We start from the raw sequence: 23437 nt of genomic DNA, 5'->3' as shown, positions 1-23437 counted from the left end.
TTATGACAAGCATATACTTTCTTATATTTTAAATAAAAATTGAAACCTAGTAAGACTAGCTGCGTAATACTGAACATGCACATAAATTCATACTCACAGGAGGGTTTTCGTACTAAATGAAACCAATGAAACGCGTAATGATGATTGTAATGGCCTTCACTTTATTTTTCGCCGTAGCTACCCCGAACTTTGTGGATGCGAAGCGAGGTGGTGGCGGATTTAAATCCGGCACTCGTAGTTATTCAACAACTCCAAAAAAATCAACAACCGATAACGTAAGGAAAAGCGATAGCACTAAAAGCTCCACAGCAGGATCTACTGCGAATACGAAACGGGGATTCTTCAGCGGTGGCGGCTTAATGAAAGGTATGATGATCGGTGGTTTGGCTGGGTTACTGTTCGGCGGAATGTTCGCCGGTATGGGTGCCTTCGGTAACATTCTAGGATTCGTCATTAATATGCTTGCTATCTATGTGCTCGTAATGCTCGTGATGTCCTTCTTCCGTCGCAGAAAAGAACGTCGTCGCTTAGAAGATCAAGGTGGTCGTTACTAATGTCAACAATGGTTCTTAGCATGGATGAGATCATCAATGCCCTCTGCCTACACATGGCTGAACGTAAAGCGGTTCGCCCTGAAGATGTTCAAGTAGAACTGAGCTGGGAAGAAGACACCGGATACTCTGCTGAGGTTTGGGTACAGGGACGTAGTCAATATTTAGTTGAGTCCAACATGATCGAGGCGATCCTACGTTACATGCTTAGCGAATATGGCATTCGTGCATACCGCGAAGATGTAAGGCTAGACCTGGATGAGGAAATCACTGCAATTGTAACTACAGGAAACTAATAGTAAAAGGGACAACCCAAATGGTTGTCCCTTTTTTGTATGCATCTATTCATAGAAAAATTGCTTTACCGTTCCTACTCCGTCCGTCACATCAACTTCAGCGTACGCACCGTTAATCAGCGTAATTTGCGGTGGAATATGACCACAATCGATATCATACACAATAGGTACCTGGAGCTCCTCAGAAAGCTCTGCGTAGATGTCTTCGGCCGTGTAGTTCTCTACTGGTCGATTAGCAGGACTTCTGCCAAACATAATGCCAGAACAATTCTCAAACCAACCTGCGAGCTTCATCTGAACTAATGACCTACGTACGTCAACCGTATTCAGTTCGCAGTTTTCCAAATACCATAGGATCGGTTCATTGTTAATCATTTGTTCTTGGAAATGCTGCAGATTGCCAAATGGTGTGCCAATCAGATGCCTAATTACATCTATACAGCCCCCTAGCAGACGCCCTTTCATAGTTACAGGACCAGAGGATACTGTCTTCCAACGGGTATCTTCTGTCAAGTGAAATACATAAGGCGTAGGAGCATCATGTTGCCATTCCCCCTGATATTTAAGCGATGAATGCTGGACAATAGAACCCCCTGCTTTCGTCTCTAGAACCGCTTCCCACATGGCTGTGGTATCATCTGAATACTCTCCTCTTAAATCAACAAGGTTAGTCCCGTGGGCCGTGGCAATCCCTGTTCTTAACGTAACTGCAAGCAACAGCACGCTTATATCTGAATAACCTAAGATCCATTTGTCCTTCATGGTATCAAAATCAATAAACTCAAGAACCTCAATTAACAGCTCCCCGCCCCAAGGCGGAATAAGGATATCAATATGCTCAGCGCTCATCATCTCGTTAAACTCCTGAGCACGAACTTTGGCCGGTGCCGATTTAGCCTTCTCTTGCGTCCATACCGTATCCCCGCAAATCATATTAAATCCTTTAGATTCCAAACGACTTGAAGCCAACTTAATTAACTCTGCATTTTGAGCGCCTACTCCAGATGAAGGTGCTGTCACCCCTACTGTCGCATTCTTGTTCAAAATCGGATATCTAATCATATGACACCTCCAGTATTACAGCAATTATATCAAGAGTACACATCAATTACACAAAAAAAGAACATGACTAGTCGCGTCAACGTACGATCGCAAAACCAGTACATGCTCTTATTCAATAGAAGTCAACTTTAGAGTAAAGAAATAGCTAGCAGTTCGAACAACACAAGCGGCAAGATCACATTATTATTAGGAGGACCTGGGTAAGGACCCGGGCCGGGATACGGACCATGACCATGACCCGGACCATGACCCGGATGATACGGTTGGTAAGGGTTATAATATCCGCGCGGCATTTGCCCATTAACTGCAACGTTCAAATACAAATGTTTATTATCTACTCCGGCAATAGTGCCTTCATGCACTAAGCCATCTAAAGTCTGTACATTCACCCTATGGTTTAGGTAGGGCTTGCAAGATTGATGCAAGGAATCACGGACACCGTGCAGGTGCCGGATCACCGCAGGATCGGCCTGATAAATCACATTCTGCTCTTGCCCAGTGTTATATGTCGACATGGATGCTCTGACCTCCGTAAATGGATTTGCTCCATTCTATGCAGAAGCCTATATCACGGTGCCTATTTGAGAGATATCCTTATACTGGAAGGGCTACCTTCTCAACTTTCACATTTACCGAAACAAGGGACAAGCCCATCATATTCTCCACAGCATTACGCACATTTTTTTGCAGCATATAACAGACCTCTTGAATCACACATCCGTAATTAACAATAACCCGCAGGTCGATGGCAACGTCTACTTCCTTCACTTCTACAGACAATCCTTTTTTCACATTTTTACCACCCAAACGTTTGGCCCAGTTGTCCGAAATATTACTTCCTGACATCCCGGCAATACCTGGTGTTTCCAGAACCACCTGTCCAACGATCGATGTGACTACATCATCTGAGATATGAATTAATCCTTGCTCCGTTCCTTCATTCATATAAACAACCTCCATATTTGTTAATTTATGAGATATTAAAGGCTCTCCTCTACCTCTACCTCTGCCTCTGCCCTGTGGTTCTTAACAAACAAATTATACACTTTGGTCAAGAGGATTTTCACAATCATATACAATGGAATAATCAGCAATATCGCAATAATCCCGCCTATATCTCCACCAACCAACACTAAGATGATCGTTGTCAGCGGATGAATATCAAGCTTTTTCCCAAAAATGTAGGGAGCAATCAGATTATCCTGAATTTGCTGAGCTACAAGAACGATGATGATGGACCATACTGCAATGGACGGCGATTGGATGAATCCGATAATGAAAATTGGGATACTGGAGAGAATTGCACCAATGAAAGGTACAAAATTCATCACAACAGCAATCACTGTCAACAACAATGCATACTGTAGTCCAATAATAAGGAAACCAATATACATCAGAACACCAAGTGCCAGATTGACTAATACCCGACCAACAATGAATCCACTTAACGCACTGTCAATTTCACTCATCATTGTAGTCCCTTCTCCACGATACTTCTTTGGAAAGAAACTTACAATCTTACGACCAAATTTCCCACCTTCCTTAAGCATGTAAAACAACATAATAGGAAAGGTAAATAAAATAATCGCGAAATTTGAAACAAAGGAGAATAGACCCGTTACGTAATTCGAAATCAGATTAAATCCTTTATTCAAATATTCAGTCAATTGGGAAGCAAGATCCATATCTGCTGGGATAATAGAAGCCAAGAATCCACTGTCCTCGAGCCTCAATAACTGCTGATTCACGGCTGCGATCAGATTTGGCATATTATCGACAAAATTAATTAGCTGTGTTCGAAGTGAAGGCCATACTCCAATACTAAAACCAAACAAGAGCAATGCAATGACCACATATACGATGATGATCGCAACAGAGCGATTTAGTTTATATCTCTCCAAAGTATTGATTAGAGGTCGGAGTAAATAATAGAAAAATCCTGCCAACATTAAGGGCACGATAATAACATTGAACAAAGACAAGATTGGACTGAAAATAAAATTAACTTGTGAGCCTAAAAATACGATACCTAACACCAAAAGGATCGCTATACAAACTCGAATAAATGTGTTCAGTTTAGCCATAGTTCTCTCCTATCTTCTATTTCCGGGAGTCTTTCATCTCGTTATTTGGGAATACGTATGGTGAATACCGTTGGTTCCTTCTTTCCGCGACTGAGATGAAGCGTTCCACCCATTTTCTCTGTATTTTTCATAGCAATGGATAAACCAAGACCCGTTCCACCTGTAGTTGACCGCGCTTTATCTCCTCGAACAAACGGATCAAAAAGCGTTGACCAAAGCTCTTCAGGAATGCCTACTCCGGTATCTGCAATTTCAATAGTAACCTCGCTCTCCGAGGGGATAACCTCCACTCGCAGATGAGTGCCTGGCGGATTATAGGTCAAAGCATTGGAGATCAAATTATGAACTACACTCGAGAGTAGCTCCGCATCGAAGCTTGCGAACACTTCCTGTTCAGGAACATTCAGCTGCAGGATGAAGTTCTTTTGTTCAATCTCACCATAGGAGTCTGCAACGATTTCACGAATAAACTCGCCCAATTCATGACGCTCCATTCGTAGTAAAAAATCTGGGGAATCTATTTTAAGTAGCTCCACCATATTTTGAATCAACTTGGTCACTTGCGAGGATTTATTATAGATATAGGTTAAATACCGTTTCTGGCGTTCTTCGTCCTCACCACGACCTTCAACCAATGCCTGTGCAAACCCCTGTATACTCGTAATGGGTGTCTTCAGATCATGAGAAAGATCAACCATCATACGTTTCTTACTTTCTTCTGCTTGACGTTTTTCTTTCGTTGTCTTCTCAATTACGTCCGCCATATAATTAAAAGTCTCCCCAATTTGCGAAAATTCTTTCTCTGCATATAGCGAGATACGAGTATCATAATTTCCTTCAATCATCTGCTTCAAACCAAGCGTAATAATACGCAGCGGCTTCCTGATTCTTCGTGCCACCCAATAGCTGTACACGATAATAAGCAAGAGAACCATTCCAACTCCTAAAAAAACATAGTATGAAAGCGAGTGGTTGAAGTATTCAACTAATGGATCACTATTAATTGAAATGTCGATAACTTCTCTAGGGATTTTCAAAAGCAGCCACTCTGATTCATTCTCATTATTACGTGTAGTCAACGAGTAGAAGTACGCCTGATCTTCTCCGTTTTCCAGGTTATTTAAGAGCTGGTTGTCGGTATATTGTGTTACATCGTCTTTCTTCTCACCAACTACGTCGATGACCTTCTTGTCTTGACCCAAGATCTCAATCCACCCACCGCTACGCAGAAGCCGTTTGGTTTCTATCCCATGCTCTAGATTATCTCGATAGGCACTCGCTTCAACCTTCAATTCAGGATCAGCGATTTTATTTTTTTCGAACATATGGGTCACATCAAGATTAATGAACAAATAATAAACAATCACAAGAAAAAACAAAATGCAGATGAATAACAAAAAATCCAGCGTCAGCGATGATTGTAAAGGTCGTTGATCTCTATTGCTCCATAGGCGCTTCAATTTTGTATCCCAGCCCTCTAATAGTCTTTAAATAAACCGGCTTTTTGGAATCTTCTTCGATCTTTTCCCGGATATTACTGATATGTACCATGATACTATTATCTTCGTACACATAGAAATCTTCCCATACCGCCTCATATATTTTTTTTCGTGTAAAGACCCGACCCGGTTGTTTCATCATTAATTCCAGAATTTTGTACTCAGTAGAGGTAAGGACGACGGGGTCCCCTGAACGATAGAGCAGACACTGGCTTTGATCCAGTCTCAATTCTCCCAACACAATTTGTTCAGCTGCCTTTTCTTCAATAATCTGTGCGTCAAAATGATGTACCCGCCGCAGTAAAGCTCCTGCACGAGCTACAATTTCCAATGGATTAAACGGTTTGGAAATATAATCGTCGGCACCGAGTTCAAGTCCCAGTATTTTGTCGTAATGTTCGCTTTTTGCAGATAAAAACAACACTGGGAAATGATGGAACTCTCGAATTTTCTTCAATAATTGCAGTCCATCTAGGCCAGGCATCATAATATCAAGAATCGCTAAATCAATTTTTTGGTTCTGCACTTGCATTAACGCTTCAGTCCCACTGTTCGCTTCCACAATGTTGTATTCTTTCTCTAAATATAATCTCAACAATTCCACAATTTCTGCTTCATCATCTGCGATTAGAATTGTATACACTGTAATCACCCCATCTAACTATAATCTTCGATTATTAAACCCACCTAAACGCAATCTAAAGAATAGCTAAATTATTACATCCATCAAATTCTTATATTTAAATAAAAATCGCACACAGGAACTCGTCCCATGTACGATCGTATAATTCCAGAAATCTGAACACCTGCTGGCAAATATAAACGCCCTCGGAGTCCTATTAAAAAGCAACACCAATTCCACCTTCACCCGCATAGGTTCCCATTACAGGTCCCATACTCGAGAGTAAAACTTCTTTGAACGGGTGCTTTTGTAAGATGCGTTCTTTAATCTCAAGCGCAAGCTTCTCACAGTTACTGTGTACTATAGCGATAACAGCCTTCTCGTAGTCATGCTGCTTCTCATCCAAATGCGCTAGCAGTCGGTTTAATGCCTTTGGAAGACCCCGGGTCTTCTCCACTACCTCAACAGTACCCTCTTCGCTGATTTTGAGCAGTAGTTTGATATTTAGCACGGAAGCAACCGCTCCTGATATCCGGCTTAGACGTCCGCCCTTCATTACATTCTCAAGTGTATCCAGTGTAAAATATGCGCGAACTTCATCCATTTGCTGAAGCACCTTGTCCTTCAGTTCCTGCAGACTTGAACAAGTCTGTGACCACTTCGCCGCAAGGCCCACGATCAGCGACAACCCGCCAGAAAAGGTCTTGGAATCTATAACCTCTATCGCATTGGTGTGTCCTTCTTCTTGGTACATTTCCATAGCGATCATAGCCGTCTGATAAGTGCTACTAATATTAGAGGACATACAAATGACCATAATGTCAGTACCTTCCTCTACTTGCCTGAATGTCTCAAGGAATTGGTTTGGACTTGGACTTGCTGTAGTAGGTAGCTCCTTGGATTCACTCATTTTAGCATAAAAGGTTTTCGTATCCGTATCCGCAGGCATTAACTCATGCCCAAAATGAACCGGTAGATGGACCACGGAAACATTATACTTCTCCATGTAGTCAAGGGGTAGGTCAGAACCGCTGTCTGTTATGATCTTGATTGCCATAATATAAGTACTCTCCTTTCAATATCAGTACTATTATAGCTATCGCCAAATGAAATCTCCAGTAACCAATATAACTTGAAAAATCCTTCAATTTGTGCTTATGTCTTTCTTCCTTAACTTGTCCTAATATGATATGGTTTATGAATAAGCGTATAGAAATGGAGTGTATGTATGAGTAAGGGAAGAGTATGGAACCGAGGCAAGCATGATGGAACAGGACTATCAAGGAAAAAAAGCGTGGATCAAGAAGTTACAACATCTACTGAAACTGAAGCGACTGAAGCTTCAAATGAACCGTCAAATACCAGAATTGATACAGTTAAACCGATGAATCGTACGAACTGGGTAACTCGTCCTGCACGGGTTATCAATAAAGATTCCAAAAACAAACAATAACTATAATAAATAGGGTTTCAGAACTTGTCCCTGAGTTCTGAAACTCTATTTTTATATGTTCTTAAACGTAGGTAGTTTACATAATTACATCCGGACGCTTATACAAAACGAGTATGGCTGCTGCTATAAGGATCATCCCCATAAATGCGGGTGCGGCATGGCCTAGTGATACATAAATCTGACCTCCAATGATAGGCCCAATCATTCTTGCTAAAGCTTGAATAGATTGGCTACCTCCTTGAATCCTACCTTGTTCACTAGAATCGACAGACTTGGAAAGCATCCCGTTAAATGAAGGCCCAAAGATCGAATCCCCAAAGCCAAATATAAACATTCCAGCGATAAAAACAGGATAGAATGAGAATAACGCAGATAACGCAATAAAACTGTAACCGATAATTTCCGAAGCCATTCCGAGAATTGCTATACGTTTATCACTAAGTTTCTTCAAAAGCTTTGGCATGATCAAACCTTGTGAAATGATGTCTTGGAGACCCATAATAGAAAACATAAGTCCTATTAGTGCAGGCTTCCAGCTGAAAGTATCCATTGTAAATTGAGAAAATACTGCCTGTAAAGATCCGTTAGGAATCCAGAGTAAAAACGCTGAGACTAGCAGCCTATTTAAGTTTTTCATGGAAAGTAAGTTTGCAAGCTGTGAAAATGGATTCAGTCTTACAAAGGTAATCTCCTTCAGTCTATTCTTCTTGGCAAGGCTCTCAGGCATAAAAAAGAATCCATAAACAACATTCAATAAAGTTATGATCGCTCCAAAATACAAGGGTACAGAATAACCAAACTTAGCAAGTAATCCGCCTATCGTTGGGCCAATGACGGTGCCTACACCTACAACTGCACTCACCCATCCGAAGTATTTGGTTCTCTGTTCTGCAGGAATGATGTCTGCAAAATATGCGAAGATCGTACTTATGCTCCCGCCTGTTATCCCTTCGATTATACGTCCAGCAAATAGTACCCATAGAGCCCCTCCTATGCCAAAAACCAAGTACCCGACGGCGGAACCCAACAGGCATACTAAGAGTAATGGACGCCGGCCATATTTGTCGCTCAACGCTCCAAGTACGGGGGCTGCAAAAAATACACAGACTGCATATACCGAGGTCAGCATCGTAACAACTATTGCTTGTTCTCCAGGACTGCTTGTATATGGCTGCACTAAGAATGGGACGACAGGCATTATGATACTAAAGCCTATTCCGCAAAGAAACACAGAGATAAGACCGAATATTAATGCGTGTTTATCTACGGATTGTCCCGTGTTCTGTTCATTGTGTGATTTAAATATGGACATTTATGTTCACTCCTTAAAGTTACTATTTTGATTCCCAGGAAACATGTTTATCGTATCGCTATTTTGTTTCTTTGTCAACAAAATAATAACAATAAAAATGCAGCCGTTCTCCATAGAGCCCGACTGCATGTGGTTTCATTTTCATTATTGAAATTTTACTCCGATTTAATATCTTTACCCTGTTTCTTTATTTCCGCATCCAAATGACTACTATACTTTTCCACGAAACTAAGCATACTATCAAATTGTTCCTCGGTTATCTGCGCAAAGACGGCTTTATCCCGCTCTTGAAACTCTTTGTGAAGGTTCTCATGGATTTTATAAATTACTTTTCCTTGCTCAGTAAGCCTAAAATAGATTTCTTTTTTGTTATCCGACTTCTGGTAGCTTTCGATCAGGCCTTTTTCTATGAGTTTCTTAGTTAATTTACTTATGGCACCGCGAGTCATAAAAAAGGACTCCGCAAGTTTTGTTACGTTGGAATCTACATTTTTTTCAATGTATTCAATACAATGTACTTCGGAAGATGTATAACCCTTAAGACTTGCTTCCATCTTATCTTTGTTAAGCCAAACCATCTTATTATATAGGTCCCTGACACCCGTTAGGATCTGATCTTCTTTGTTCATGACCTGTCCTCCCACCCACTCTTGCAATAACAATATTATATCACATTATTTTTTTGTTTCTATTTCAACAATATTCAAAATAATTAATTCAGAATTGAACGAACAGCAAATAGGGTTTCAAAACGGAAATCATTCGTTTCAAAACCCTATTGCTCTATAGTCTGAAGCTACCTACAAAAGCAGCCTTTGCTAATCCTAACATTATGCACGAGTGGAGAGAATGAATCTCTCTAGCGCTGCTGTATCCGTAATCCTATGATTACATTCTTGGCTCTCAATGCAAATATATTGGCCAATGGAGGAGTAATCATCGGGCGAAGATTTTGCAAGCCTGGTCTTGACCGTAAAGAAGGCGAGCTGTTGCTGCCGATTACAGAACAGGCAATACCCCTTCTTGTTCATTGGTGTCATTCTACCCTCAATACCGATAAACTGCCCTTCGAACGGATATACAATAAATAGTTTATTGGTAGCAATATCTATCCAGCTCAAATATGTCATATATCGAAAGTCGATTGCTGATAAATCAGGTACCTTCAGCTTCTTATTCTTAGGGAATAACTTCTGAATCTGTTTCGGTGTAATCTGTGGAAAAGGTTCTAAATAAGGCTCTAATCCACTAAGATACTTCTGAAAATCGTATGCAGTCTCAAAGGCAGATATTTGTTGCAGCAACTGTTGCTGACTATCACTTAGTGTTGAAAAAGCTTCTACTACATTCAACGATGAACGATATCTTACCGTCTCCAAGACTCTTCGATCCGCTACAGTTCGCAGTGTTTTTAGAAGGAAGTCTGTTTGTTTTTTAATAAAATTATATTGATGGTTTCTAATAAATGGTGTATTCATTGCTCTTCAGCCCCTTATTTGTTTTGAACAATCCATAAGGTGCAAAGCCCATTATTAGAAACGATAATATTTAGTTTGGGCGATCATCCATCCTATCGCACCTCACGCAAAGTATCGCCCTAATTTAGGCTTTGCGTGAGGAACTTCTAGCTAATGGGCAAACCAGCATTAGCACAGTACCACCTCCGATTACATTCACGAAAAAAGTATAACAGGAATGTTTGGAATCGGCTAGACCATGTTGCCAACCTCAGCATCCTCTCTGGAAGGTGCTTCACCAATGAGCTGCTTTAAAAGTTTCTTCATCATGACCGAAGCTTTCACTTTAGTGTGAAGACAAGGCGAAAGCTCAATTTCGTAGTTGCCTTGCTTAATGGTTTCTTTCAATTCCTCAACCGTCGAGCAGGTAATATTCAACCGATTCAGAACACTCCCATATTGCAGACATTGATGACTATCACTACCGGCAATCACAGGTACACCAAGCTTTTCAGCAAATGGTGTGATCAGGTTCTTATAAGTCTCTGCCCCCTGCATGTAAATATCCTTTGCATTGAAATCAAAAGCATCTAATCTCCGAAGCAGCTCCGGGTCCAGTTGATGTAATGGCGTAGAAGTACGGAAAGGATGAGCTCCTATTTTCCAAAGGTTATGTTTGTCAGCCATGTCCAGCAAATCCTTGAATGGAATAAAATTTCCCTCCTGCGTATGCTCATCCAGTAAAGCTCTAACTGCTAGAACATTTTCCTTAAGTCCGATCAGCAGGATATGACCTGTCTCCGCAATATCCACCTCCATACCTGGAAACAGTTTAAGTCCGTTTACATCATAATAATGTCCGTTATAAGGATAAGTCTGGTCCAGCGTCTCATACATCGCAAAGAAATTAGAAGTGTTAAAGTGCTCGGTCAAAGCTACTGCCTGTAATCCATTCGCTTTCGCCTCAAACATCATTTCAGCAAAATATTCAGGGGAAAAGGTCGATTTCTTAGATAATTTACCGTGGGTATGCAGATCAATATTCATGTCTAATTCGTCTCCTTTGAGCTTTTGAGTGATGTTAATACACCAGTTTAGGGTAGAGGTAGCCGATCCAGAAAAGCAAAATAACATAAACGGTGGATCCGGATAAAAAGTACCAGTCGGACCGCTTCATTTTCAAATAAGATAACTTGATCTTCTTCACTTTCTTATTATTCAGACCGTAGCTAAATCCCCTAGTCTCAAGCGCCTCGATCGTGGTCCGGGATCGTTTAGCGGTGTTTAGCATGAGTGGATAAAAAGCCAGGATCACAATGCGCAAATAATACGTTACTGTTCTCCAATACAACAAACCATGTTGCAGCGGTCTTTGCCCTCTCAGTCTGAAGGATAACAAAATCTGATGGAATTCCTCCAATAACGTAGGCAAAATACGATAACCATAAGATAAGCTGAAAGCAAATGTATCAGGAATCCCTAAGGATAGCAGGCCGTCGCTAAGTCTTTCCGGATCGAGACTGGAGAACACCGTAATACTCGCTAGTGATATCACTGAGAGCTTAAGTGTCAGCGTCAACATAGGCAGCAACGATTCAATTCCTCCGCCGAAAAAGAGAGACAGGATGAACATCCACCCAATTTGGCTGATTAATCCCAGACACAATATAAAAATAATATATGGGCTGACTCGGGAGAGGACAGTCGTTAAGACCATAAGCACGAACATCCCTAACAGAACTGTACGGTTATGTACAAACCAAGGCACAATGGCAAAGAATATATACCAAAGTAGCAGCGTTCGCGGGTCGAGCCTTCCCAGAAAAGTACTGCTGCTGTTATAAGCAGTCCCTAAGAGTTCCAGTTTAATTTGTTCTACAGATATACGGTCAAGTGCCCGTTTAACAGCTTCCATGGATTGCAGCTACCTCCTTTTTCACTTCCACTAGACCTACGAATTCCTCTAAGCTGCTGCAAATGCGGGGCAGGCCGAGCATACGACTCAGCTCCATCAATTGCGTCTGAGCCAGACCCGCACGCCGTAATAGTAGTCCGTCAGCGAAGATTTCATCTTTCGTTCCGTCAGCAATAATCCTGCCTTGATGCATAACGATAATCCTGGTCGCCCATTCAGACACAAGCTGCATATCATGTGTCGCGATCACCACTGTCTCAACATGACTGCGAAGTGTATCCAGCACATGAACCATTTCCTGTTTGGTCGAAATATCCAGATTCGCCGTTGGTTCATCGAGCAGCATGACGGCAGGACGAACAGCGGCACCAATAGCTAGCGATACTCGGCGTTGCTGCCCTCCACTAAGAAGTCGAGCGTCACGTTCTGCTAATTCATTAAGCCGGAATGCTTTTAGCATTTCTTCAACTCTCTCTTCTATGTCTGATAACTTCCGTGCCTTCAAATAATAAGCAATTTCTTTGCGTACTGAATCCTCAATAAACATTTCCTCCGGGTTCTGAAATACGTATGCTACGGTACTGGAGAGACGCTCGGGTGGCAGACCGTTCACGGTCATCCCTTTCACATTTACGGTTCCAGCTGTAGGTCTGACAATTCCAGCAATCAGCTTCATTAAAGAAGACTTACCCGCTCCGTTGTTGCCAATAAGAGCGATAGACTCACCCTGCCGCAGATCTAGCTGAACACCATTCAAGACAGGATGCATCGTCTTATGAATCGTACGATATGAGAGGTGTACGTTCTCCATCTGAACGACACTCTTCTCTTCCCGAATTACAGTAAGGGACTGCTCCTTCATATAGTCAGATGGATCATTTCTCTGGATCGCATCCTGCCGCAATATCATGTGGGTGTTCCCTTCTTCAGCACTCAAGGGAAGTAATTGGGTTAGCGGCGCATCAGATTGCAACAGCCAAGCTGCCCGAGTCACATCGGGGGGATAAATACCCAGCTCCAGCAGTTCTTTTACAGATGACAAAGCTTCACGCACCGGCTTCTGCCAGCACATTCTCCCCTTATCCATCAGGACAACATGCTTACAATAGTCTGCAATAAATTCCGCATGATGTTCGATCACTACAATGGTCTTCCCATGCTCCTCATTCAAACGACGCAAAATATCATAGATATGGCGGGCATGCTGCGGATCCAGCTGAGCTACCGGTTCATCAATGACCAGAATTTCCGGATCCATCGCTAGTGCTCCGGCTAAAGCGAGCAAATGTTTTTGCCCGCCACTCAATTGCCAGATGAATTCATTTCTTAAATCACTAAGTCCGGTTAGTGCCAGTGCTCGCTCTCCCCGCTCCTTGTAATCGGCAAATCCATAATTGAGTGGTGTAAACGACACATCATCAAGAACCGTCGGACGCACCAATTGATTCTCAAAATCCTGATAAACATACCCTATATGCTTTGAAAGCTCCGCTACACTTTTCCCATCCGCCGGTTGTCCACAGATCGTCGCCTCTCCAGTGAAGTCCCCTGTGTAATAATGAGGAATCAGGCCATTAAAGCATTTACACAGCGTGGATTTTCCCGAACCATTACTACCTATAATGGCAATGAAATCTCCTTCTTCTAGCCGCAAGGATACATCTTGCAGTACAGGTTGTTCGGCTCCTGGATAAGTAAAGGTAACTCCGTTCAGTTCGAGTATCGAATTACGCATCTACTTGACCCGCTTCCTGTCTTTTACGTGCTGAACGCCGAATCAGGGATGTAATCGCTGTTGCTGCAACAATTGCCGCTACCAGCATACTCAGCCAGATTAAGCTCTCTTCATTGGACTCTGCCCATGCAAACTCAAAGTCACCAAAGTTCCATCCGGATTCCGAGAGTAATTCCGATCCAAGCGCAACCATGACCAGAAGCGTTCCAAAAATGACGAGCTTAGGAGATAACCAAGCCCCTGTTGCATATTTCATGTTCCGTTCACGCGGCTTCATACCAAGCAAAGGTTCGATTTTTCCATATAAACGTGGAACCAGATACATGGTAGGAATTAAGGCAAACAAGATACCGGAGAAGAGTACATCATTCAAAAAGCCAACTCCCTCGATTACAACGATACTCTCTGCCAGACCTTTAACAGCTTCAAGCTCTTCTACACCCACCCATACTTTCACTATATCCACAACAGAGCTAAAGAACTGGTGAATCGCTACGCCAGTAATCGCCGCCACTCCAACCTGTCTACGATTCTTCGGATCAGATACCATACGGCCAGCAGTATACATCGCCAGTGAGAAAGTGATGAATTTCTCCAATTCGCCCAGCCCACCAAATTGACCTAACATCAGTTCCCCGAAGATCACTTCACCTACAGCTGCCCCAATAGCCGCATACAATGGATGAAACAGCATACATAAGGTCAAAGGAATGAAAGCGAAATATTCAATCGATAATTCAATGGGGCCTAGTTTGATCCCAGGCACAAGCTCCGTAAACATATTGGACAAGCCATAAAGCGACATCGACAGTACAAAAATCATCATTTTTTGTGACTGGGTCAGCGTGTAGCGTGTTTTTATCGTACTCATGAATATTTGGCCTCCCTACAGGAATTTATCTTTATTATAAGAAGGTCATGTCAGCACAACTTTTACCAATTGTTAAATGGAAGTAATATTTTTTTCAGTATTTTTAACGTTGTAAAAATATTTACAACATCTTCGCACGTTATATTCTATTTATTGCTTCATATTAGGAGGAATGAGAGATTGTATAAGGATTGGAATCGCCGCGCTTTCTCACCAAATCAACGAATTATTGCTGACTTTATTCAGAAAAATGAGCAACGTGTGGTCTATATGACGGAACAGGAAATGGCAGATGAGCTTCAATTAAGCATCGCCTCCGTCTCGCGGTTCTGGAAAGCGGCAGGATACAAGCACGCCAAGGATTTCAAGAACCGACTCCGTTTCCGCTTCGAGTCTACACCTTCCATAAAAATGCGTGATGCCATGCAAAGATCGGATGATAGTTCACTCCCTCAAGTGCTGCTGGACAATTGCTTACATCATCTGCAAGAAACACGCCGCTATTTGAGCGACGAGGCGCTGCAGCATGCGATAGAAGCACTATCTGGGGCTCACATTGTCTATGTATATAGCCCTGGTCCATGTGCTGGACTGGCAGAGCTGATGATCTATCGTATGGCACGTTTTGGAATACAGATGAAAAAAATGGCCCCCAGCGGTCACGAACTGCTAGAGACCTTAATGCATGCTGATCAAAAAGATGTATTGCTTGTCTTTGGATTCGTTCAACTGTTACCTGAAATCGAAGTGATTCTGGATCATGCACGTGAAGCTAATTATCAGGTCATCCTGATCACCGACAGACTCGTGTATCCTCGATCCCAAGATGCAGATATTATACTGTATGCTGGAAGAGGTGAGGTTTGGGAGTTTCACTCCATGGTCGGTCCCACGTATATTATCGAGAATCTGATTCTTGGGGTAGGCTTAGTAAACAGGGAGAGTAGTCTGAGCAAGCTGGACAAATTGCAGCAGCTAAGGGCGCAATATGGAGGGAAGCTTCCGAGGAGCTAGGTTAAGCTATGAAGAAACGGAGTGATTGCTAAAATAGGACCATGGAAATCATGAATAATTTACCTCCTTTTACAAACACTACGAAACAAAAGGAGGCTGATGTTTCATGTGTCAACGTTTTTCTCTGGCGGCCGAACTACAAGACATTAGGGATCATTTTGAAATCAAACGGGTGATGTACTACTATAAAGACCGCTATAATATTAGTCCCACACAGGATATGCCTGTCGTATTACAGCAGGATGGTGAGCGAATTCTGGATGAGTTCCGCTGGGGCTTCGTTCCTTATTGGGGTAAAGATGCGATCAATGCGGATCTCCGAAATGTGCATCAGAATCCAACCTACCGCAAGATGGTGGACAAGCAGCGCTGTATTATCCCTTGTAATGGATTTTACTATTGGAAAAAAGAAGGCAAGAAGACTTATCCCGTTCGGGTAGTCATGAATAACCGCAGTATGTTCGGAGTGGCTGGTCTATACGAAATTTGGCGGGATACGCGCGGGGAGCCTCTTCGCACCTGCTCTCTGGTCATGACAGATGCCAATCCACTGATTAGCGAATTTGAGAGCCGGATGCCGGCGATTTTGTCCCCACAGGATATCACTCGATGGCTTGATGAGGAGACAAATGATCTGGAAGCACTGAATCCGATTCTGCGGCCTTATTCAGCAGATGAAATGCAGGTGTACCCGGTCACACCAATGATTAGTAACAACAGGAATGACTCAGCTGATTGTATTCGGGAAATGGATCTGAACGAGTCCTGGGTAAAGCCCTGAAATAATAGCAGAATTGGATTAGATGCTCTAAAAATGAAGCAGCGGTGCTAGGGCTGAGAATTAAAACCTTAGCACATCGCTGCTTTAATTGCTTATCATTTCTATTGGCTCTTCATCCAATTACATGCTCAAGAGTTCAGTTCGAATTTATATTGTTCAAGCTTTTCAAAAACACCATCCACCCATTCAGGATCATCCCATAACTTAGAATTGTTAAACTTTCTAACCGCAGGATGACCCGTTGTGATAGTATCTACACCATCCTTGTACAAAGTACAAATCAACAATTTCTAATGACTTATTTACAGATTGAACTAACAGTTTGCAAGTCATCCCAGACCAGCCCCTTCCTTCTCCACCTTCCCTATAAACTCATCCATCTCTTTCCTCGTTCTCAGAATAACAACCTCTTTACGTCCTTTAATCTGCTCAAGTTTCTTTATAGTGTTCACTCGACCTTTTTTTCTATAATTCCAAACCCATTTCACAAAATCCCAATCTAATTTTTCTGGGCATTCTTGATTCATATCCGGTCTGGATTTCTTGTGATATATAATTCGTCGTTTGATAATTCGGTAGATGCATAGAAGTCTAGGCATATCTAAGAAAATTATTAAATCGGCTTTGTTAATTCGGATATCCATCGTTCTTGAATAGTTACCATCCATGATCCAATGCTCTTCATTGATAAATTGTTCGACAATATTATTCCACTCTTCATTTGGTTTAGGAACCCAGTCGGCATTCCAGTAATAGGTATCCAAATGTACAACAGGGAGATCAAGTATGTAATGTAGTTTGCGAGACAAGGTAGATTTGCCCGATCCAGCAGATCCAATGACTAGTATTCGGTTCATAGGTTCTCCTTTCGCAAAAAAAAAAACACTAACAGTACGTTAGTGCCTTCCAAGAGTTATTATTTTGAAATTTTTATAGCTTAAATCGATTTCAGAAAATCCTTAACAGCCTGCGTCTTCTTATCCCCGTTCTTCTCCAGTAGCATCAAAAATTCTTCAAGCTGGATCAGTAGTGGGCTGGCTTCAATCTGATCTGGCCCCGCTTCTGACAATGTATTCTCGTATGCAATTGCCGCTTCTTCACTCATCACTTGCGTTATCTTATCAAAGAGCGGAGAGTTTTGGGTACCGTTAAACACATATTCTTTGGCTACGTTATAGGCTTCCTTAATAGCTATTGTACGGTTGGAAGACTTATAGGTTGACAAAAAATCTTCATATGCCATAGCCCGTTCTATGACCTTGTACCAGTTGATCAGCAAAGTTCCGTTCACAGCAGAGGGTTGCTCAGACTCAGTAGCCATCAGCTCGATATAGGCTTGCAAATCTTTGGAGACGTAAGGTTTGAACACTTTGAAGCTTTTGTATTGAATGATTGGATAAAAGCGTCCGCCACCCAATTCAAGCTTATAGTCCATGGCAGTCAAGTCCTGTAGAACAACACGGGTCTGGGACTGCTTCACCTTGGATCGAGCCAGCACCATTGACATGCCTGGAGTATAAATATCTTTGATATCTTGTTGAATAGCAGGCGTATTCATTCGTTTGATTGCTGTAGGTAGATAAGCTTTCAGGGCATTTTCCAAATGTAAAACGGCTAAATTAGTCTCTGCTGGCGTCATCTCATCAATACGATTGACTAAGGTGGCTTGGGCCAGACTGAGAGATGAAGGTTTCTTCACTCTTTGCTCAAACAAACTAAAAGCAGAAGAAGACTTAACAACCGCTGCTTTTGACCGCTGTGGGACGGCAAAGGAAATGGCAAGACCGATACTGGTCAAGAACAGGATTAAGCCGAGAGGGGCAGCAATGCTTTTCATAAAAATTGATCGTTCCATGGTACAGCTCCTTCCAGGGAAGACTGAGACAATGATTCGATCTTAAAAATATCATTAAATGGAAAATAATTCAATGATCATGTCAAAATCAAACATCACCATTATGCCGCTCTAGAATTATCCAAGCATAGCAGCTTGTCGTTTGTATTGATCCTCCAGTACTAAACAAGCCATAGCCTCTACGACAGGTACGATTCTCGGGCAAATACATGGATCATGTCTGCCTTCGGTGCGTATCTCTTGCTCTTCCCCTCTGATATTAGTCGTTTGCTGTGGCACAGAGATGGACGAAGTAGGCTTTACACTGATCCGAAATACGATTTCTTGTCCTGTGCTAATCCCCCCGATGATACCTCCGGAATGATTAGTTAGAAAACCATCGCTATTCCTCGTATCATTATGCTCACTCCCCAGCATCGTTGCTGCTTCGAAGCCAGCTCCAAATTCTATCCCTTTAACAGCGCCAATGGACAGCATAGCTTTCGCCAGTTCTGCATCCAATTTATCAAAGACCGGCTCTCCAAGACCCGGAACCACGCCACGAATACGGCATTCTACAATGCCACCACAGCTATCTCCAATCTCAGCTAACCCCTCAATTTTTTTAATCATTTTGTCAGCTGCAATTGGATCACAGGCGCGGACAGCATTTTGTTCAATCACACCCTCATCGAAGGATTCACACTTTATACCACCGATTTCTTGTGTGTACGCTATTACCTCAACGCCTCTTCTCTCTAATAACTTACGAGCTATCGCACCTCCAGCCACTCTTGCCGCAGTTTCTCTACCTGAAGCACGTCCGCTACCACGATGATCCCGAATACCGTATTTCTCTAAATAAGTAAAGTCGGCATGACCCGGCCGAAAAGCGTCCTGGATCTCGCTGTACGCTTCTGGTCTCATATCGTGGTTTTGAAGAACTACAAAGAGCGGTGTACCTGTTGTTTTCCCCTCAAATACTCCAGATTGTATGTGGACAACATCATATTCTTTACGAGGAGTAGTCACTGAAGATTGGCCCGGTTTTCTCCGATCCATCTGTTTCTGTATATAAGCTTCGTTAATCTCGACGCCTGGTGTTACACCATCCACTATGACCCCTACCGACACACCATGTGATTCACCGAAGGTTGTAATTTTGAACACTTCACCGAATGTATTTCCTGCCATTATATATGCACTCCTTATTTAGTATTGGACCTGTACGCCTAACGCTGACAAACGGTCAAAATAATCTGGACAGGTCTTGGAGACACAACCAGGGTCGATAATCTGAATATTCTCAATCTTCAAGCCGATTAAAGAAAGCGCCATAGCCATCCGGTGATCGTCATGAGAATTTAGTAAAGCTGGGAGTGGCTGACCCGGATATACCGTTAGACCATCCTCAAACTCTTCCACACGTATTCCGAGCTTACTTATTTCCTCGCATATCGCGGCTATCCGATCACATTCATGATGTCTGATATGTGCGGCATCCTTTAGAGTGATTGGTCCATCTGCAAAAATAGCCATAGCAGCCATTGTTAGTGTTTGATCCGACCACTTCTTCATACTCACTGTGTATCCACCCTTAAGCCGTGGGACACCTTGTACTTCAATAAAGTTCTCCCCACGAACAACGGTACAGCCCATTACCTCCAGAACGTCTAAGAACTCGATATCAGGTTGACTTGTATTGCTAGCATTGATCCCTTCAATTCGTACACGTCCTGCCGTAAGCGCAGCTACCGCCCAGAAGTAACAGCATGTGGATACATCAGGCTCTAAAGTGATCGCTTGTCCCTGATACTTTCCTGTAGGAACCGTTATTGATTGACCGTCCTTAGACGCTTCTGGTGTTACACCAAATGAGACCATCATGGTAAGGGTCATCTCGACATAATCTCTTTGCACAACTTCTCCATCAATATACACGGTTACTGGTTTTTTGGCATACGGTGCGGCTAGCAGTAATCCACTTATAAATTGACTTGAAGTGGAGCCGGGCAGCGTTGCCTTTCCTCCTTGCAGACCTTTTGCCTCTAATGTAAAAGGTAAACAACGCTCGGCTTGTTTATACTCAAATTGTGCACCAAGGGTTGTTAATGCATTGAGTAATGGCGCGAGTGGCCGCTCACAAAGCCGTTTACTTCCATTCATTGTCCAAGTGCCAGTCCCTGCCGCGAGTGCAGCGGGTAAGAATCTCGCAACCGTGCCTGCCGCTCCTACATATAGCTCACCAGTCGGATTCGGCCAGTTGCCACCACATCCATCCACAACAGCTGTCTCTTCTTCTATCACAACGGGAATCCCCAGTTTCTTTAATGATTCAATACACCAGTAAGAGTCATCACTTCTTAATATTCCCTTTATTTCTGAACGTCCATCAGCTAAAGCAGCGATTACCAAGGCCCGATTCGTCAGACTTTTGCTTCCTGATATGGTTATCGTCCCATTGATTACCGCTTTCGCTGGGCTAATCTTCACTATGTGTTTATCGCTATTCGTTGACCATGGAGAACGTGCTTCTAAGTCCGGTTGATTGGATTCCACTTCATCCACCCCTTTGAATTATTCCTCTAGCATGATTATAATGAATGAAATGAAATAAATGAAATTGGATTTTTACCATAATGATATAGAGGTGATCTATACCACATGTTCAACTTGGAGTGGTATCGTATTTTCTGGCAAACGGCACGTCATCGAAATTTAACAAAAGCTGCAGGGGAACTACATATTACACAGCCTTCTGTGAGTTATGCCATTAAACAAATGGAAGAAGCCTTAGGACTGAAGCTGTTTCACAGGCTGTCCAAAGGTGTAGAGCTTACAGAAGAAGGACGAGCGCTATTTGAATATGTGGAGCAATCCTTTTCCATGCTGGATTCTGCACAGAAGCATCTGGAGAGCTTGAAGCAGTTAAATGAGGGAGAAATACGAATCGGAGCCAGTGATTATCTGATCAAGCACCTTTTGTTACCGCAGTTGAATACCTTTCATAGCACATACCCAGGTATACGAATTCGTCTCTCTCATGGGAAGACGCCAGACATCACTAAGCGTTTAAAAGATGGTGAGATCGACTGCGCCTTTGTCCATATGCCTCTTCACGATCCACTGCTAAATATACAGACGCTGGCTGTGTTAGAGGATTGTTTTGTAGTAGGTGAAGCCTATCAAGAATTAGCTAGTCGTTCACTAACCATGAGAGAAGTGTCAGAGCTGCCTTTAATCCTATTTTCTCAAGGGAGCAGCACTAGAGTATTTGTTGAACAATGGTTTGCGACTAAAGGATTATCGGTAATTCCAGATATTGAATTGGGGAGTATAGAATTGCTAGCAGAGTTCGCCAGATTAGGGTATGGGGCAGCTTTTATCAGCCGTTCTTTCGTGCAAGAGGATCTTCACAGTGGAAAGCTTCATGAGTTGAAGTTAGAAGATCCGCTTTTACCTCGCAGTATAGGTTTTGCAGTACGACGGGATCGAAAGCTGTCTGTTGCGGCTGAGCAATTTGTTCAGATGATTGGGGCACGGCTATCTGAGGGTTTATAATTCTTTCACTAAAAAAGCAAAAACACCGGGAATCCCGATGTTTAATTCATTCCTAAAGCTTCTTTAATTTGCGGGATAGATAAACCGTTTGTTTTCATCTCTTTGATCCAAAGAATGCGTGCGACGGTTTCCTCTCTTTTATATCTGCGTGTTAAATTCTCCTCGGCCTGTTCAAAGGGAAGCATGCCTTCTTCTGTGTAATGTTTGAGTGTACTATAACGAGAGTTTGTGATTCTTACCAATTCACCTATAGATACATACTCTGAAGCCAAAATATTCTCCATGGAACGTTGTCTAGACATTGATTACCAACTCCTTTACAGCGGGCGCTTCGGAACAAGACGCACACCTTGGATTGGCACTTTCATCATTACAAAATGCGGGATCGCATCGTATAACAAATTATCAATTTTAAGGGTCGCAATCGATCCTCTCTCCATCACCTTAACTTCATGTCCATAGGACAATAATCTTGTAATAACTGCGTCTAGTCTTTGATTAGAATTATCAAACCAAGACTCGGTTTCTATAAAGACAGCTCGCGATGGCTCTAGGGCAGGGAATACAAGATTGATGCTACTACCGATAAAAGTCTTCGCAAACTTTGTCTTCAATTCTAAAAAGCGTTTGAATCCCAGCTCAATTCCATGGCGAATTTGTATTGGAAGCAATGCCTTTGCCCATAAATTACTTTGGTATAGATCATGTAGTTTGATATTTACCTTTTCTATTTCATTTAGCGAGAAGAAATCATGCATGCATCCACATTCACGAAGCAGCCACAGCATACAAATGACCTCATCCGTTACTGAACCCTCTTCCAAAATCTCTGCGCGAATGTTCTCTGTAATGCTCGAGTACGCCTCCATATTACTGCGATACGCTCTAACTTCAACTTCGGCAGTATCAAAATACATATCGCTCCCTAACAGACTTGGGATATCTTCAAGCAAATCCATTGCTTTAAGATAATCTGAAATCGCGGTCTCGAACTTTTTTAATTGTTTGTTAGACAGCATGGAGGCCTTTTTTACCCACCAATTAAGATCACCCTTCACTTCAGCATGTTTATGAAGCAAGGGCTGTAGAATCGTTTCTCTATAAAGTGTTGAATGAGCTTGATCAAATCCTTCCTTGGGCAAAGTTAACTTGTTCTCTGATTGCGTAAAACATCCCTCTAAGTAAAGCTCCAACATAACCGCTGCTGCCATACAGCGTAAAGACACTTTCTTGACAGTAGTCATATGAAGACTTCTCTGTGCATTAAGCGCGATCACTGAAAAACTTGGTGCTAATTTTAAATCCATCATAACCATCCACCCCTATCCATAAATTCGTATTTACTGGATGATATTTATTCCGTATGGTGAGCGTTTTGGTCTACTTACTA

Annotated in this window: 26 protein-coding genes; 6 read left to right on the top strand and 20 right to left on the bottom strand. The window is 42.4% G+C overall.

Annotated features, from left to right (window positions below; all coding sequences use genetic code 11):
- The first annotated feature begins 125 nt into the window (after positions 1-125).
- Both MKY52_RS20615 and MKY52_RS20610 read left to right on the top strand, forming a co-directional pair.
- On the top strand, positions 126-554 hold the full coding sequence (locus MKY52_RS20615) for a membrane protein (protein WP_042194151.1): 429 nt from the start codon (positions 126-128) through the stop codon (positions 552-554).
- 8 nt (positions 555-562) lie between these two features.
- On the top strand, positions 563-847 hold the full coding sequence (locus tag MKY52_RS20610) for a YxcD family protein (protein ID WP_094869623.1): 285 nt from the start codon (positions 563-565) through the stop codon (positions 845-847).
- Between the two features lie 45 nt (positions 848-892).
- Here the strand turns inward: MKY52_RS20610 and MKY52_RS20605 are convergent, their stop codons facing one another.
- The 7 genes from MKY52_RS20605 to MKY52_RS20575 form a co-directional block, all read right to left on the bottom strand.
- The gene (locus MKY52_RS20605) at positions 893-1909 is read right to left on the bottom strand and encodes a S66 family peptidase (protein ID WP_341053154.1); all 1017 of its coding nucleotides are present in this window, start codon (positions 1907-1909) and stop codon (positions 893-895) included.
- Between the two features lie 128 nt (positions 1910-2037).
- Positions 2038-2424 carry a hypothetical protein gene (locus tag MKY52_RS20600; RefSeq protein WP_341053153.1) on the bottom strand — a complete coding sequence of 129 codons (387 nt, stop codon included), beginning with the start codon at positions 2422-2424 and terminating at the stop codon, positions 2038-2040.
- Positions 2425-2503: 79 nt separating this feature from the next.
- Positions 2504-2854 (bottom strand): Asp23/Gls24 family envelope stress response protein, encoded by a 351-nt coding sequence (locus MKY52_RS20595; protein ID WP_042129003.1) that lies wholly within the window; start codon positions 2852-2854, stop codon positions 2504-2506.
- A 35-nt stretch (positions 2855-2889) separates the two neighbouring features.
- The gene (locus tag MKY52_RS20590; protein ID WP_341053151.1) at positions 2890-3993 is read right to left on the bottom strand and encodes an AI-2E family transporter; all 1104 of its coding nucleotides are present in this window, start codon (positions 3991-3993) and stop codon (positions 2890-2892) included.
- 41 nt (positions 3994-4034) lie between these two features.
- Complete coding sequence (locus MKY52_RS20585) at positions 4035-5453, bottom strand: sensor histidine kinase (protein WP_341053150.1); 1419 nt, start codon at positions 5451-5453, stop codon at positions 4035-4037.
- On the bottom strand, positions 5431-6135 hold the full coding sequence (locus MKY52_RS20580; protein WP_341053148.1) for a response regulator transcription factor: 705 nt from the start codon (positions 6133-6135) through the stop codon (positions 5431-5433). Before MKY52_RS20580 ends, MKY52_RS20585 begins: the two co-directional genes overlap by 23 nt.
- A gap of 196 nt (positions 6136-6331) precedes the next feature.
- A complete protein-coding gene (locus MKY52_RS20575; RefSeq protein WP_042189493.1) occupies positions 6332-7171 on the bottom strand; it encodes a DegV family protein in 840 nt (279 codons plus the stop codon).
- Between the two features lie 171 nt (positions 7172-7342).
- Between MKY52_RS20575 and MKY52_RS20570 the strand changes: the two genes are divergently transcribed.
- Complete coding sequence (locus MKY52_RS20570; protein WP_339796863.1) at positions 7343-7567, top strand: hypothetical protein; 225 nt, start codon at positions 7343-7345, stop codon at positions 7565-7567.
- Positions 7568-7643: 76 nt separating this feature from the next.
- Here MKY52_RS20570 and MKY52_RS20565 read toward each other — a convergent pair whose 3' ends face one another.
- The 7 genes from MKY52_RS20565 to MKY52_RS20535 all read right to left on the bottom strand — a co-directional run bounded on the left by MKY52_RS20565 (position 7644) and on the right by MKY52_RS20535 (position 14857).
- Complete coding sequence (locus tag MKY52_RS20565) at positions 7644-8879, bottom strand: MFS transporter (RefSeq protein ID WP_341053147.1); 1236 nt, start codon at positions 8877-8879, stop codon at positions 7644-7646.
- Positions 8880-9034: 155 nt separating this feature from the next.
- A complete protein-coding gene (locus MKY52_RS20560; RefSeq protein WP_042189499.1) occupies positions 9035-9508 on the bottom strand; it encodes a MarR family transcriptional regulator in 474 nt (157 codons plus the stop codon).
- A 201-nt stretch (positions 9509-9709) separates the two neighbouring features.
- Positions 9710-10357: a FusB/FusC family EF-G-binding protein gene (locus tag MKY52_RS20555; RefSeq protein ID WP_341053146.1), complete on the bottom strand. Its 648-nt coding sequence runs from the start codon at positions 10355-10357 to the stop codon at positions 9710-9712.
- A 231-nt stretch (positions 10358-10588) separates the two neighbouring features.
- Positions 10589-11383: a PHP domain-containing protein gene (locus tag MKY52_RS20550; protein WP_341053144.1), complete on the bottom strand. Its 795-nt coding sequence runs from the start codon at positions 11381-11383 to the stop codon at positions 10589-10591.
- Between the two features lie 34 nt (positions 11384-11417).
- Positions 11418-12251, bottom strand: a complete 834-nt coding sequence (locus tag MKY52_RS20545; RefSeq protein ID WP_341053143.1) for an energy-coupling factor transporter transmembrane component T family protein — start codon at positions 12249-12251, stop codon at positions 11418-11420.
- Positions 12238-13986 carry an ABC transporter ATP-binding protein gene (locus MKY52_RS20540; RefSeq protein WP_341053142.1) on the bottom strand — a complete coding sequence of 583 codons (1749 nt, stop codon included), beginning with the start codon at positions 13984-13986 and terminating at the stop codon, positions 12238-12240. The genes MKY52_RS20545 and MKY52_RS20540 overlap by 14 nt, the downstream gene beginning before the upstream one ends.
- Positions 13979-14857: a cell division protein FtsQ gene (locus tag MKY52_RS20535; protein WP_341053140.1), complete on the bottom strand. Its 879-nt coding sequence runs from the start codon at positions 14855-14857 to the stop codon at positions 13979-13981. Before MKY52_RS20535 ends, MKY52_RS20540 begins: the two co-directional genes overlap by 8 nt.
- 180 nt (positions 14858-15037) lie before the next feature.
- On the opposite strand from MKY52_RS20535, the gene MKY52_RS20530 reads away from it, so the two are divergent.
- Positions 15038-15871 (top strand): MurR/RpiR family transcriptional regulator, encoded by an 834-nt coding sequence (locus MKY52_RS20530; protein WP_341053138.1) that lies wholly within the window; start codon positions 15038-15040, stop codon positions 15869-15871.
- A 106-nt stretch (positions 15872-15977) separates the two neighbouring features.
- On the top strand, positions 15978-16652 hold the full coding sequence (locus tag MKY52_RS20525) for an SOS response-associated peptidase (protein WP_042189511.1): 675 nt from the start codon (positions 15978-15980) through the stop codon (positions 16650-16652).
- A 329-nt stretch (positions 16653-16981) separates the two neighbouring features.
- Here MKY52_RS20525 and MKY52_RS20520 read toward each other — a convergent pair whose 3' ends face one another.
- From MKY52_RS20520 to aroA, 4 genes are all read right to left on the bottom strand, one after another.
- Positions 16982-17509 (bottom strand): DNA topology modulation protein, encoded by a 528-nt coding sequence (locus MKY52_RS20520; protein WP_076285390.1) that lies wholly within the window; start codon positions 17507-17509, stop codon positions 16982-16984.
- 80 nt (positions 17510-17589) lie between these two features.
- The gene (locus tag MKY52_RS20515; protein ID WP_341053136.1) at positions 17590-18507 is read right to left on the bottom strand and encodes a hypothetical protein; all 918 of its coding nucleotides are present in this window, start codon (positions 18505-18507) and stop codon (positions 17590-17592) included.
- A 117-nt stretch (positions 18508-18624) separates the two neighbouring features.
- Entirely contained in the window at positions 18625-19680 is a 1056-nt protein-coding gene (gene aroC, locus MKY52_RS20510) for a chorismate synthase (RefSeq protein ID WP_341053134.1), read from the bottom strand.
- An 18-nt stretch (positions 19681-19698) separates the two neighbouring features.
- Positions 19699-21045 carry a 3-phosphoshikimate 1-carboxyvinyltransferase gene (aroA, locus tag MKY52_RS20505; RefSeq protein WP_341053133.1) on the bottom strand — a complete coding sequence of 449 codons (1347 nt, stop codon included), beginning with the start codon at positions 21043-21045 and terminating at the stop codon, positions 19699-19701.
- A gap of 105 nt (positions 21046-21150) precedes the next feature.
- On the opposite strand from aroA, the gene MKY52_RS20500 reads away from it, so the two are divergent.
- Positions 21151-22047 (top strand): LysR family transcriptional regulator, encoded by an 897-nt coding sequence (locus MKY52_RS20500; protein WP_341053132.1) that lies wholly within the window; start codon positions 21151-21153, stop codon positions 22045-22047.
- A gap of 41 nt (positions 22048-22088) precedes the next feature.
- Here the strand turns inward: MKY52_RS20500 and MKY52_RS20495 are convergent, their stop codons facing one another.
- Positions 22089-22349, bottom strand: coding sequence for a helix-turn-helix domain-containing protein (locus MKY52_RS20495; protein ID WP_042189518.1), 261 nt, complete (start codon positions 22347-22349; stop codon positions 22089-22091).
- Between the two features lie 15 nt (positions 22350-22364).
- On the bottom strand, positions 22365-23357 hold the full coding sequence (locus MKY52_RS20490) for a hypothetical protein (RefSeq protein ID WP_341053131.1): 993 nt from the start codon (positions 23355-23357) through the stop codon (positions 22365-22367).
- Between the last annotated feature and the right edge of the window lie 80 nt (positions 23358-23437).

Source organism: Paenibacillus sp. FSL P4-0184 (assembly GCF_038004625.1).
GTDB lineage: Bacteria > Bacillota > Bacilli > Paenibacillales > Paenibacillaceae > Paenibacillus_AQ.
Note: the sequence above shows the minus strand (reverse complement) of the source record. Positions and strands in the feature narration are given on the sequence as shown.